Here is a 14,036-nt window from a genome sequence, read left to right as displayed (position 1 = left end):
GCTCTGCCCCGCGCTCCCCGACAGCGCCACCGCCGACGAGAAGAACAGCACGAAGTCCAACGGCAGCTCCCGGACCGCGGCCATCAGCGCCACGCCGACCTTGGTCTTGGCGTCCAGCGCGGCCCGGAACGTGGCCTCGTCCATGTTGGCCACGCTCTTGTCGCGCAGCACGATCGTGGAGTGGACCACCCCGTGCAGCGCGCCGTGCGTCCGCACGGTGTCGCGCACCACGCGCTCCAGCTCCGCCGGATCGCCCGCGTCGGCCCGCTCGTAGCTCACCGACCGGCCGTCGGGGTCGATCCGGCGCAGCCGCTCCCGGCGCCGCTCGTCCAGGGCGCTGCGGCCCACCAGCACGACCTTCGCGCCGAACTCGCGCACCAGCCAGTCGGTCATCTCCAGGCCGATGCCGCCCGCCCCGCCCAGGAGCAGGTAGACGCCGCCGCGCCGCAGGCGTCCCCGCTCCACGGGGGCGGGCGGCACCGGCACCAGCTTCCTGCGGTACACGGAGTCCGCCCGCAGGGCGAGCGGACTTGCCGGGCGGGACGCGGCCGGGCCGGCGGCCAGCCGGACCAGGGTCCGGGCCGAGGCGCGCGGGTCGTCCTCGCTCGCGCGGTCGACCACGGTCACCCGCCAGCGCGGATACTCCTGGGCCAGCGACATCGCCAGACCGTGCAGACCGCCCGCGAACGGGTTGTTCACGGGATGGCCGGATCCGTCCGGTTCCACCGCGCAGACGTCCTCGGTCACCACGGCGAGCCGCAGCGCACCGGCGGCGGCGCCGTGTGCGAGCAACGTCTTCACCAGGCGGAACAGGGCCAGGACGCCGCGCTGCTGGCCGTCCTCCAGGTCCGCCGGGCTGTCGTGGCGCTCACCGGGCCGTGCGGTGCCGGAGAGGAAGTACAGGGTGTGGGGCAGGACGGACGCGTCGAGGTCCGGCAGTTCGCCGCCGTCGGCCCGCACCAGCAGGGGCCGGCCCGGGCCGTGGTCCGCCAGTTGCCGGGCCAGCGGTTCGGAGCCCTCGTCGTGGACGATCCACACCACGCCGTCGGCGGCCGGGGCAGCGGGGCCGTCCTCGTCGTCGAGCACGACCCAGCGCGGCGCGAACAGCACCTCACCCAGCTGGTCCGAGCCGTCGTACCGCGCGGTCGCGTCGCCCGGTACGTCCCGTTCCGGAGCGGGGGCGGGACGCAGCGCCAGGTCGCGCAGGCGCACGCAGACCCGGCCGTCGTCGTCCAGCAGCGCGATGTCGTAGCGGTCGGGCCCGGCGGTCCGTACGTGTGCGTAACCCCGTTCGGCCGGCCGCCGCCGGATCTCCACGGCCTCCACCGCGTACGGCACCATCGCCTGCCCCGAGGTGCGGTCGCGCAGGACGGCGAACGTCTGCAACGCGCTGTCCAGCAGCGCCGGATGCAGCACGCAGTCCGCCGGCGTCGCGCCGGCCGCGGCCGGGACGGCCAGCCGGGCCAGTGCCTCGCCGTCGCCCTCGGCGATCCACTCCACCCCGCGCAGCACCGGCCCGTAGACCAGCCCGGCGGCGGCGAAGTCCGCGTAGAGCCGGGCCCCGTCGTGCCGCCGGCCGCAGCGCTCCCGGATCGCGTCGAGGGACACCCGCTCGTCGTCGCCGTCCTCCGTGCCGTCCGGCAGCGGCTCGACCGCGCCCTGCGCGAACACCACCGGTGCCGCACCGTCCCGCCCGCGCAGTTCGAAGCCCGTACCGCGCCCGGTCCGGCGCAGCGACAGCCACGCGGGACGCTCCTGTCCGTCCACGGTCAGCGGCCTGAGCCAGCGCACGGCGCGCAGCACCGCCCGCTCCCCGAGACCGGCCTCCCCGGCCGCCGCGCGGGCCATCTCCAGCACCGCCACACCGGGCAGCAGCCGCACCCCGCCCACCTGGTGGTCCCGGATCAGCGGATGATCGGGGCCGAAGCGGGCGGCGAAGGCGAGGGCTCCGTCCAGGCTCTCCGCCGGGTCGACGCGGTCGAGCAGCGGATGGGGTGCCACCGCCCCCGCCGGGGCGGCGTCCGTACGGTGCCCGGCCACCAGCGTGTCACCGCCGGTGATCCAGCAGCGCATCTCCTCGAAGGGGTAGCCGGGCAGCGGCAGACGTCCGGGCTCGGCGCCGGCGTCGTACATCAGCCGCCACTCGGGCGCCCCGCCGTCCGCCCACAGGGCGGCGACGGCCGCCGCGTCGCGCCGTTCGACCGCCTGCCGCACCTCGTCCCGCGACACCCGGGCGCCGCCGTCGCGCGAGGCGCCGCGCACGCTGCCCTGCCACACCCCGCCGGGCAGCGGGCCGCCCTCGGCGAAGGCGGTCAGCGCGGCGGCGAGCCGGTCCACCGACGAGGCCACGACGGCCAGCCGGTCGGCCAGGGCTTCCCGGCCCACCTGGAGCGTGTGGGCCACAGCCGCCACGTCGGCCTCCGGGTGCCGGGCCAGGAACCCGGCGAACCGGCGGGCGACCTCCCGCAGCCGCTCCGGGGTCTTCGCCGAGAACGGGAAGACCCACGGCCCCTCTCCTGACGCCCGGGGCCGGTCCGGCCGGTGCTCCTCGACGACCAGGTGCGCGTTGGCCCCGCCCGCCCCGAACGAGCTGATCCCGGCGCGCAGCACCCCGCTGCCGCCCGCCGGATGCCACGGCGTCAGCTCGCGCTGCACGGCGAACGGCGCTTCCGCCCACTCGATGTTCGGGTTGAGCGTGTCGGAGTGCAGCGAGGGCACCAGCGTGCGGTGCCGCATCTGCAGCAGCACCTTGCACAGGGCCGCCATGCCCGCCGCCGACTCCAGATGCCCGATGTTGGACTTGACCGAGCCGATCGGCACGCTCCCCGGCGGCAGCCCAGCACCCTCGAAGGCGAGGGTCAGCCCGCGGATCTCGATCGGGTCGCCGAGCGCGGTCCCGGTGCCGTGCGCCTCGATGTACGAGATCGACCCGGGTGCGACCCCGGCCCGCTCGACGGCCCTGCCGATCAGATCGCCCTGGGCGAGCGGATTGGGGACGGTGAAGCCGTTGGTCTTGCCGCCGTGGCCCAGTGCGCTGCCCAGGATCGTGGCGTACACGTGATCGCCGTCGCGCAGCGCCCGGCTCAGCGGCTTGAGCAGCACCGCCCCGACGCCCTCGCCGGGCACATAGCCGTCGCCGCCCTCGCCGAAGCTGCGGCACAGGCCGTCGCCGGAGGTGAACTGGCCCTGCCCCAGGAAGCGGTACTTGTACGGGTGCACATGCAGGTTCACGCCCCCGGCGAGCGCCACCTCCGCCTCACCGGACCGCAGGTCACGGATGGCGAGGTGGATCGCGCTCAGGGCCGAGGAACACATGGAGTCCACGGTCAGGCTGGGGCCCTGGAAGCCCATGACGTGGGAGACGCGGTTGGCGATCGAGGCGTACGAGGACGCGGCGATGCGCCCGTCGTGGCCCTCGTAGAGCTGGTACAGGGCGTACATCGCCCCGACGTAGACGCCGACCCGGCCGGAGCGCAGTGCCGCCCTGGTGTATCCGGCGTCCTCCAGCGTGTGCCAGGCCGTCTGGAGGAACAGCCGCTCCTGCGGGTCGATGATCTCGGCCTCGCGCGGGGACATGCCGAAGAACAGCGGGTCGAACCGGTCGATGCCGTCGATGAAGCTGCCCCAGCGGCTGTACGGGACGGCCCGGTCGGCCTCGGTGGCGTCGTCGTAGTCCCGCCAGTCCCAGCGTTCGGCGGGGATCTCGGTGATGAGGTTCCGGCCGGCCCGCAGGTTCTCCCAGAAGGAGTCCAGGTCGTCGGAGCCGGCGAAGCGCGCGCTGACGCCCACGATCGCGATCGGCTCGTCCTGCCCCGCCGTGGGCTCGGGCGCTGCGGACTCGGACGCGGCGGGCTCGGGTACGGCGCGTACGGCCGTGGCGGGCTCGGGTACGGCGGCGCGTTCGGGCGCGGGCGCCAGGGCCGCCAGGGTCCCGGCGTGCCGCGCCGTGAAGTACCCCGTCAGCGACCGCAGATCCTGGTACTCGAAGAACAGCGTCTTGGGCAGCGGACCGAAGTGCTCCTCCAGCCTGCCCGTCAGATCCATGACCAGGATGGAGTCGATGCCGTACGCCTCGAAGGCGGTCTCGGGCTCGATCTCCTCGGCGGCCATGCCGAACACCTCGGCCAGGACGCCCCGCAGGAACCCTTCGGCCCGCTCGCTCCCGTCGTCCGCGCCCGGCAGCTGCCCGGACACCAGCTCCGACACCGGCTCGGCGCCCCCGGGGGCCGGTGCGGACGCGACCGGCCGGGGCAGCGCGCGGTCGCCCGCGTCCGCCAGCAGCCCGCGCACCTTCTCCGGGCGGCCCCGGGCGATCAGCACATGGTCACCGTCGTGCCCGAAGGCGGCGTCGAACGCGGCCAGCCCTTCGGCGGACGGAAGGGCCCGCAGCCCGGCCTCGTCCACCATCCGGTCCTGTGCCGCCGCGTCCATGCCCATGCGGATGCCGCCGTCCTCCCACAGCGACCACAGCAGCGACAGGGTGCGCCCCGAGCGCCGCCCGGCGTGGCGCAGCTCCTCGCGCCACCCGGCGAAGCCGTCTAGGAACCGGTTGGCGTAGGCGTAGTCGCTCTGGCCTGGCGAGCCCGCGGCGCCGGACACGGAGGAGAAGAGCACGAAGAAGTCGAGGGGCTGGTCGGCGGTGGCGCGGTCCAGATCGACCGTGCCGGGCACCTTCGGCGCCAGCACCGCCGCCATGTCCGCCGCGCTCTTGCGCAGCAGATGGGCGTCGTCGGTGACGCCGGCCAGGTGCAGCACTCCGTGCAGCGCGCCGAACTCGGCCCGGATCCACTCGGTCAGTGCCTGCGCCGCGCCCGGTTCGCCCAGCCGGGCCGGGCGGTAGACGGCGTCGATGCCGTCGGCGCGCAGCGCCGCCAGCTCCCGCTCCCGCTGCCCGTCCAGCGGGGAACGGCCGGTGAGCACGAACCGCGCCCGGCCGCCCCGGGCCGCCAGGTGGCGCACCAGGATCCGGCCGAGACCGCCCAGGCCCCCGGTGACCAGATAGGTGCCGTCCTCGCGCAGCGCGGGCCGGCCGATGTGCGCGCCAGGGAAGCGGGGGAAGTCCGCGATCGGCCTCCACCGCCGTACGTGCCGTTCGCCGTTCCGGTGGCGGACCGCGAACGCGTGCCGGTCCGCCGCGAGTTCCCGGGCGGCGATACGGGCGCGTTCCCCGGCGGAGCCGGGCGGCACGGAGACCACCGACATCAGGAAGTCGGGCTGCTCGTTGGCGACGGCCTTGGCCAGTCCGTCCAGCGCGGCGGCGTGCACGTCGTCGAGGCCACCGGTGGTCTCGTACACGTACAGCAGCCGCACCGGGCGCCCGGTGCGGGCCCGGGACCAGGCGCGGAACAGGCCGGACAGCAGGGGCAGCGCGCGGTCCGGCGAGCCGTCGTCCGCCGGGAGGGCCGCGGCGTCCCAGACGACGGCGGCGGGGCCGCGGCCCTCCGCCGCGAGCCGGGCGAACAGCCGCTCCCAGTGGTCCTCGTCGTCCAGCCGGAGCCGCCACCCGCCGTCGCCGGTCTCGGCGAACGTGTCGCCGGGCAGCACCGCGAGCGCCGTTCCGCCCGGCGCCGCCACGGAACGGTCGCCGAAGCCCACGACCAAGACGGGATCGGGGCCGGGGTCCGCGTCCGCCGTGCCGTTCGCGGCGGCCGGAGACGGCTCCCACACCTCCTCGAAGGCGAGCGTCTCCGCCTCCGGGCCCTCCGTACCGGCGGTGCCCAGGGCGTGCGTCCGGCCCACGGCGCGCGTGACCAGCCCGCGCAGGCGCAGCGCGATCCGGCCCTCGTCGTCCGTGAGCGTCAGGTCGTGGCCGGTGTCCCGCCCCGGCGAGGCGGACCCGGAGGCGGGGGCGGGCACGGCGTGCACATAGCCGCGGCGCGGCAGCGGGCGCAGGATCTCCAGCGAGCCGAGCGAGAAGGGGAGCTTGCGCTCCCGGGTCGCCTCGGGGTCGTCGGCGGTCCACAGCGCGGCCTGGAGCATGCCGTCCAGCAGGGAGGGGTGCAGCGTGAACCGGTCGAGGGGCAGGCCGGCCGCCTCCGGCACCTCCACCCGGGCCAGCGCCTCGGCCTCGCCGTGCACGAGCGAACGCAGCGGCTGGAAGCTGGGCCCGTAGCCGCCGCCGAGCCGATCGAACAGCGCGTAGCACTCGGCGCCCGTGACCGTCCGCGGGCAGCGGGCACGGATCCCCGCCAGGTCGAGTACGGGAGACTCGTCCGCCAAGTCGTCGGCGCGGGCGAAGCCGATCCGGCCGGCCGAGCACAGCTCGCCGGTCCTGTCGGCACCGCCGTCCTCACCGCCGCGCCTGACCTCGTAACTCAGCCCGTCCGCCGTGGGCGTCAGCCGCAGCCGGACGCGCACCGGCCGGTCGGTGACGACGACCGGCCGCGCCCACAGGACGTCGGACACGGTGCGCACCGTGCCGCGTCCGGTCCCCGCCGCGGTGGCCACGGCCAGCTCCAGCGCCGCGACCGCAGGAAGGATCTTCATCTCGCCGATGGCGTGGTCCCGCAGGAAGAACTCGTCGCCGGTGAACGTCGTGGCGAACTCCGGGCCCTCGGCGTCGCCAACCGGCGCCGCGGCCAGCGGCCGGGGCGCGCTCGCGGCGGCGGAGCCCTGGCCGGGGGCGGCCGGGTCCGGCTCGGCCAGCCAGTACTGCCGGGGGGACAAGGGCGCTGCGGGCAGGGACAGCCGGGCCGGGCCGGGCCCGTCCCCGTACAGCTGCCGCCAGTCCACGTCCGCGCCGCCGGCCCACAGCCGGGCCAGCTCCCGCGGCTCAACGGCGGCCGGCTCGCCCGGACCGTCGCCGGGCGCCTCCGCGTCGCCTGGGGCGTCGGCCGCGACGCTGCCGCGCGCCGCGTCGTGGTCGCCGCCCGGATCGGCCGCGAACGCCGCCAGCCGCTCGGCCAGTTCACCGAGCGAGGACACGACCAGGGCCAGCCGTTCGCCCAGCGGCTCCCGCCCCGTCTGGAGGGTGTACGCCAGGCGCTCCATCGTGGCCGGCGAGTCCCGGCCCTCCCCCGAGCGGTCCGCGGCCCACCGCGCGAGGCGGTCGGCGTACTCCGCCAGCGGCCCGGGGCCGGACGCGGACAGCGGGACGACATAGCTCCGCGAAGAGGCCGTCTGCTTGTCAACCATCTACTGTTCCTCTGCCTCTTCGAGTACGACGTGCACATTGCTGCCGCCCATGCCGAACGAGCTGACGCCCGCCCGCCTCGGGTGGGGCCGTCCCGCGCCGTCGCGCGGCGGATCCCATGCGGTGGTGTGCGTCTGCAAGTGGAAGGGGGTGCCGTCGAGTTCGAGCATCGGGTTGGGATGGGTCAGATGGACCAGCCCGGGCAGCGTGCGGTGCCGCATCGCCAGCAGCACCTTCACCACCCCGGCCACGCCCGCCGCCGCCTCCAGATGACCGATGTTGGTCTTGACCGACCCCAGGGCGATCCGCGCCGTGTCCGCCCCCTCCCGGGCGAGGAGCCGGGCGAACGCGTCCTTCAGCCCCTCGGCCTCGATGGGGTCGCCCAGGGCGGTGCCGGTGCCATGGGTCTCGATGTAGCCCACCGACGCGGGCGTACCCGCCGCCTCGTGGGCGCGGACCACCACATCGGCCTGCGCCCGGGGGTTGGGGACGGTCAGCGAGTGGGTGCGGCCGCCGTGGTTCTCCGCCGAGCCGATGATCACGCCGTGCACCGGATCGCCGTCGGCGCGCGCCCGGTCCAGGCGTTTGAGCAGCAGCAGGACGACGCCTTCGCCGCGCCCGTAGCCGTCGGCGCTCGCGTCGAAGGTCTTGCACCGGGCGTCCGGGCTGAGCATTCCGGCGCGGCGCAGACCGAGGTACCCGTACGGCGACAGCAGCAGGTTGGCCCCGCCGGCCAGGGCCGTGTCGCAGTCGCCGAACTGGAGCGAGCGCACCGCCCGGTGGATGGCCACCAGCGAGCTGGAGCAGGCCGTGTCGTAGATGGTGCTCTGGCCCCGCAGGTCGAACAGGTGCGAGATCCGGTTGGCCGCCACGGAGGCGACGTTGCCGAGGAGGAAGTGGTCGTCCGTCTCCCGCTCGTGGCCGAGCAGGCTGAAGTAGTCGGCGCCCGTGATGCCCACGAAGACGCCCGCCCGGCTCCCGGCGAACTCCCCCGGCGCCACGCCCGCGTCCTGCACGGCTCCGAGCGCGGCGTGCAGCAGCAGCCGGTGCTGGGGGTCCATCTGGGCGGCCTCGCGCGGGGAGATGCGGAAGCGCTGGGCGTCGAAGCCCGCCACGTCCCGGACGAAGGAGCCCTGGAAGGCGGTGGGGTCGCCGTCCGCGTAGCGCCCGAACAGGGCGCGCGAGAAGCCGCGTTCCATCGGGTACGGACGCACCAGGTCCCGCATTCCGGACAGATGGCCCCAGAACTCCTCCAGCGTGTCCGACTCCGGCAGCCGGCCGCCCATGCCGATGATCGCCACCGGCGGATAGCCGCTGTCGTCGGGGTCGGCGAGGACGGTGCGGACCGTACGCACCGGGCGGGCCGGGCGGACGGGGGACACCGGGGCGGCCGGGCCCCGCTCCTCGGCGGCCTCCGCGGCCTCGGCGGGCGGGGCGGCTTGGTGGCGCCCCGCCAGTTGCTCCGGGAACGTCGTCAGCAGGTGGGTGGCGAGGGCGTCCAGGGTCGGATGGCCGTAGAACGCCGTGGGCGCCACGGTCACCCGCAGCCGGTCGCGCAGGACCGCGCTGAGCCGGGTGAAGCGGATCGAGTCGAAGCCGTAGTCGCCGATCGGCCGGCGGGCCGAGATCTGCTCCGCGGGCACGCGCGCGATCTCGGCCACCCAGCCGCGCAGTTCCTCACGCAGCGCCGCCGCCGCATCGCCCGCCGCGTCGCCCACGGGTGCGTCGGCGGGCTTCGGAGCGTGGCCGGCGCCGGGGGCGGGCGGCCGGGCGGACCGGTGGCCGTAATCGCGCACGATCTCCTCGAGCCCCAGCCGTCCCAGCGGGCCGGTGTCGATCTTCGCGTTCGGTGTCCGCGGGAGGGACTCCAAGGGGATCAGCCGGGCGGGGACCATATAGCCCGGCAGCCACGCCGCCAGCCGCTCCCGCAGCCGGTCCACCAGCTCCTCCTCCCCCGCGGCGGGCTCCGGCACCTGGACGAACCCGATCAGGGCCGGATGCCCCGCGGCGTCGTCGCGCAGCACCACCCGGGCCTCCTCGACGAGCCCGGTGCGGCGCAGCGCGGCCTCGATCTCGCCCAGTTCGATGCGGTAGCCGCGCAGCTTGGCCTGCCGGTCCAGGCGGCCGAGGATCTCCAGCCCGCCGTCGGGGAGATGGCGCGCCGCGTCGCCGGTCCGGAACAGCCGGCCGCTCTCGCCGAGGAACCCGCCGTCGGGGAACTTCTCGGCGGTCAGCTCGGGCCGCCCGAGGTAGCCCCGGGCCACGCCGTCCCCGGCGATGTACAGCTCGCCCACGGTGCCGAACGGAACCGGCCTGCGGTGTTCGTCGAGCAGATGGAACCGGGTGTTGGCGATCGGCGTACCGGCGCTCACCGTCCCGTGGCGGCGCACCCGAGCCGTGGAGGACCAGATCGTCGTCTCGGTGGGCCCGTACATGTTCCACACCTCGTCGGCGCGGACCAGCAGTTTGCCGGCCAGCTCGGGGGTGAGGGCCTCGCCGCCGCACAGGATCTTCCCGTTCAGCCGCCCGTTCCAGCCCGCCGCGAGCAGCATCTGCCACGTGGCGGGGGTGGCCTGCACGATCGTCGGCGCGGACCTCTCCAGCAGCTCCCGCAGCGCGAGGCCGTCGCGCGCCACCTCGGTGGGGGCGATCTCCACCGAGGCGCCCCGGGTGAGCGGCAGCAGCAGTTCGAGCCCGGCGATGTCGAAGCTGACGGTGGTGACGGCCAGCAGCCGGTCGCCCTCGGCGCAGCCGGGCCGCTCCGCCATGGCGGCGAGGAAGTTGGCCAGGTTGCCGTGGGTGATCTCCACGCCCTTCGGCCTGCCGGTGGAGCCGGAGGTGTAGAGGACGTACGCCGTGTGGCCGGCGATGTCGGCCGGGGCGGGCACCGGTTCCGGAACCGGCGGTGTCGCGGACGTCCAGTCGATCTCGTCCAGCAGGACCGGGTCGGCCTGGCTGTCCGGCGGCAGGGCGGGCGCCGACGCCGCGTCCGTCACCACGGTGGTGAGCCCCGCGTCCGAGACGATGAACGCCAGCCGGTCGGGCGGGAATCCGGGGTCCAGCGGTACGTACGCGGCCCCGGCACGGTGGACGGCCAGCAGGGCGACGACCAGCTCGGCGCGGCGCTCGGCCGCCACGCCCACCAGCGCACCGGGACGCACCCCGGCCTTCCGCAGCCGGTCGGCCAGCACCTCGGTCCGGTGGACGAGTTCGCGGTAGGTGAGGCTCTTGTCCTCGTCCACCACCGCCGTGGCGTCCGGCGTGCGGTCCGCCTGGTCCAGGACCAGGCCGACGGCGGTCGGCGGGCCGGGGTGCCGGACGGTGGTCGCGTTCACCCGGTGCAGCAGCGCGCGCTCGCGCGGGCCGGCCACCTCGATGGTGTCCAGTGACCGGTCCAGGTCCTCGGTCATCCGGGCCAGCAACTCCCGGTAGTGGTCGGCGAAGCGCTCCACGGTGGGCCGCGTGAACTGCTCCGGGTCGTACTTGACGTACACCAGGGCGCGGTCCTCACGCACCACCACCTCCAGGACGAGGTCGGACTCGCCCTCCTGGGTGACGGCCAGGGCGTCCCGCACGAGCGTCTGCCCGGCCGCCATGTCGAGGTCCTTGCCGACGCCCTGCTGGAGGTAGAAGCCGATGTCGAACGAGGCGTCCGGGTTGCCCTCCCGCCTCAGGTCGTCCACGACGGCGGCGAACGGGTGGTCGCCGTGGTCCTCCGCGTCCAGCAGCTCCTCGTGCACCGACGCGCACAGTTCGCGGACGGTCATGCCCGGCCCGCACGCGGTGCGCAGCACCACCGGGTTGATCATGTAGCCGACGGTCCGGTCGAAGTCCTGGGTGGGCCGTCCGTCGGTGGGGACCATCACGCAGATGTCGTCCTGGCCGCTGTAGCGGTGCAGCAGCCACACGTAGGCGGCGTACACCACGCTGAACGGCGTCAGCCGCAGCTCCCGGGCCGCGGTGCGCACCGCGGCCCAGGCCGGCGCGTCGAGTTCGAGCTGCACGCTCGACCCCACGTAGTCCGGCGGCCCCACCCGCCGGTGGTCCACCAGCCGGTCGAGGACGGCCGAGGTGGACGCGCCCTTCAGCCGGCGGGCCCAGTACGCGCGGTCCGCCGCCGCGTCCGGGCCGGCCAGCCGCTCCCGCTGCCACCGCACGAACCGGCTGTAGGGCGTGGCCGGTTCACCGGGCACGGGCGTTCCGCCACGGGCCAGCGTCTCGTAGTCGGCGACCAGGTCGCGCAGCAGCAGATGGCTGGTGACACCGTCGGTGACCAGATGGTGGAAGACCAGCAGCAGCAGCGGACCGGCCTCCCCCGGCGCGCGGACGAAGTACGCGCGGTGGAGCGGATCGTGCTCCAGGTCGAACGGGGTGTGGATCAGCTGCCTGATCCGCTCCATGAGTTCGGGCCCGGTGAGGTGGGACAGGTCCCGTTCCTCCAGCGTGATCCCCCGGTCCGAGACGGTCTGCACCGGACCGTCCTCGCCCTGCCGCACGCTGATCCGCAGGCTCGGATGGCGGCGTACGGCCGCCGAGAGGGCGCCCTGGAGGTGCCGGGGGTCGGCGTCCGGGCGCAGCCGCAGCGCCAGCGGCAGGTTGTAGGCGGTGGTGCCGGGCGCGCTCTGCTGGATGGCCCACAGCGCCGCCTGTCCCCGGCTGAGCGGGTAGGTGTCCTCCTCGACCGGGGAGGACTCCGGCGCGACGGGGGCCTCCGGCGCGGCGAGGACGCCCGGGGTGGTGAGCGCGCGCAGCAGCGGCAGGGCCTGCTGCTCGGTGAGCCGGCCGTCCGCGACCGCCTCCAGGACCTCCCTCAGGTTGTCGGTCATCGGGCCGTTCCCCTTCCCAGCCGCGTGAGCGCCTCCTCGACGGCGACCCGCCCGGAGGAGATCCCGTCCAGCAGGGAGCGGAACCCGTCGTCCGGCCCCGGGGTGTCCACCGGGGCGGCGTCCAGCGGCTCCGGGAACATCTCGCGGAACGTGCGGGCGAGGTCCGCGATGGTCTTGTCCGTCGAGAAGAACCGGGCGGGAACGGTGACGCCGTACCGCGCCCCGAGCGCCCGGGAGAGCCTGCGCAGGCCGAGGGAGTCCACGCCGTAGTCGGCGAGGACGCGGTCGGACAGCAGCCCGGCCGGGTCGATGCCCAGATGGCCTCCGAGCAGGGTGGCGATGGTGCTCTCCAGGGGTTCGCCGGCCTCCTCCACCGGGGCGGCGGGCGCGGGCTCGGCGGCGGGCACGGGCTCGGGCTCGGCGGCGGGGCCCGCTTCGTACGGCTCCTGCGCCTCGGGTGCCTCGGGCACCTCGTACGCCTCGGGTGCCCGACCCCGCTCGAAGTGCTCACCGGGCCGGAGCCAGTAGCGCTCCCTGGCGAACGGATACGTCGGCAGGGGAATCCGGCGCGGCGCGCCGTCCGGCCACAGCAGCTCCCAGTCGACGGGCGCACCGCCCACCCACAGCCGCGCCAGCTTCTCCCGTTTGCCTCCCGCGATGACCATCCGCAGGTATTCCCGGCCCTCGGGTCCGTCCAGCAGCAGATCCGAACCCGTGCCGAGGGCGCGGACATTGCCGCTCACCACTCCCGCCACGGCCGCGTCGCCCTCCAGCCAGCGGAGCAGCTTTCCGCGCAGGTCCGCCAGGTCGTCGGCGACGATCGCCAGCCGTTCGTCCATCGGGACCCGGCCGGTCTGGAGCGTGCGGGCGACCGAGGCCGGACCGGCACCGGCCGGCGGCTCGCGCAGCCACTCCGCGAGCCGGGTGGCGTGGGCGCGCAGCCGCTCCCCGTCCCGGGCCGACAGTACGAAGATCCCCGGGCCACCGGCCGCGGGCGCGGGCTCGCCCGCGCCCCGGAACTCCTCGACCACCACATGGGCGTTCACCCCGCCGAGGCCGAACGAGCTGACGCCGCCCCGCAGCGGCACCTCACGGCCTTCGGCGTCCCGCGTCCGCTGCCAGGGACGGGCCTCGCGCAGCAGGCCGAAGGGGCTGCCGTCCAGCCTCAGATGCGGGTTCACCTCCTCGATGTGGAGGTTCTTCGGCAGCACCCCGTGCCGCATCGCCAGCAGCGTCTTGAACAGCCCCGCCATGCCGGCGGCGGCCTCCAGATGGCCCGTGTTGCTCTTCACCGCGCCCAGCGCGCAGTGGGCGGCGGGGGGTTCGGTCACGCCCCACTCCCGGTAGAGCGTCGCGAACGCCGATCGCAGGCCCTCGATCTCGATCGGGTCGCCCAGCGAGGTGCCCGTGCCGTGCGTCTCGACATACGTCACCGTGCGCGGGTCGATGCCCGCCCGCCGGTGCGCCTTGGTCACCACCGCTGCCTGGGCATCGGGGTTGGGGGCGGTGAGCGAGTTGGTGCGCCCGCCGTGGTTGACCGCGCTTCCCCTGATCACGCCGTGGATGACGTCCCCGTCCGCGATCGCCGCCGACAACCGCTTGAGCAGGACCACGCCCACGCCCTCCGACCGGACGTAGCCGTCGGCCCGCGCGTCGAAGGTCTTGCAGCGTCCGTCGGCCGTGCTGAGCATTCCGGCCTGGCTGGTGTCCACGTGGAGGGTGGGCGAGGCGACGACGTTGACGCCGCCGGCGAGCGCCATCGCGCAGTCGCCGTGCCGGATCGCCTCGACCGCGCGGTGCACCGCCACCAGGGAGGACGAGCACGCGGTGTCGATCGCCTCGCTCGGCCCGCGCAGATCGAGCACGTACGAGATCCGGTTGGCCAGGATCGCATGGGACCGGCCGATGGAGTTGTAGCCGTCCAGCGGGGTGGCGAAGGCGTGCTGGATCTCGAAGTAGTCGTACGTGCCGGCGCCGAGGAACACCCCGGTGTCCGTGGTGGCGAGCGCGGACGGGCTGATGCCGGCGTCCTCGACGCAGGACCACACCGCCTCCAGGGCCAGCCGGTGCTGCGGGTC

General features: G+C 75.2%; 3 protein-coding genes (2 of these 3 running past the window's edge). All 3 read right to left on the bottom strand.

Annotated features, from left to right (window positions below):
• Tightly spaced (each overlapping or abutting the next), the 3 genes in view from ACH4SI_RS24820 to ACH4SI_RS24810 form a layout consistent with a single transcriptional unit that may run on beyond the window.
• Nucleotides 1-7,134 carry the 5' portion of an SDR family NAD(P)-dependent oxidoreductase gene (locus tag ACH4SI_RS24820; protein WP_398299107.1) on the bottom strand. The gene continues 13,284 nt to the left of window position 1, outside the view, so only the first 7,134 of its 20,418 coding nucleotides appear in the window; it begins with the start codon at nt 7,132-7,134; the stop codon falls past the left edge of the window.
• On the bottom strand, nt 7,135-11,958 hold the full coding sequence (locus ACH4SI_RS24815) for an amino acid adenylation domain-containing protein (RefSeq protein ID WP_398299105.1): 4,824 nt from the start codon (nt 11,956-11,958) through the stop codon (nt 7,135-7,137). It lies immediately after the preceding gene.
• A protein-coding gene (locus tag ACH4SI_RS24810) for an SDR family NAD(P)-dependent oxidoreductase (protein WP_398299103.1) crosses the window boundary here: on the bottom strand, nt 11,955-14,036 show its end. It continues 12,114 nt past the right edge of the window; only the last 2,082 of its 14,196 coding nucleotides appear in the window; its start codon lies beyond the right edge, outside the window — the gene reads right to left on this strand; it ends in the stop codon at nt 11,955-11,957. Before ACH4SI_RS24810 ends, ACH4SI_RS24815 begins: the two co-directional genes overlap by 4 nt.

Origin of the sequence: Streptomyces sp. NPDC021212, assembly GCF_044332925.1 — a bacterium.
GTDB lineage: Bacteria > Actinomycetota > Actinomycetes > Streptomycetales > Streptomycetaceae > Streptomyces.
The sequence above is the reverse complement of the archived record's forward strand: the minus strand, read 5'-3'. Positions and strand labels throughout refer to the sequence as shown.

Bases quoted from the DNA above. Each gene is read 5' to 3' on its own strand.
- ACH4SI_RS24815 (WP_398299105.1), bottom strand. From the start codon at position 11,958: ATGACCGACAACCTGAGGGAGGTCCTGGAGGCGGTCGCGGACGGCCGG.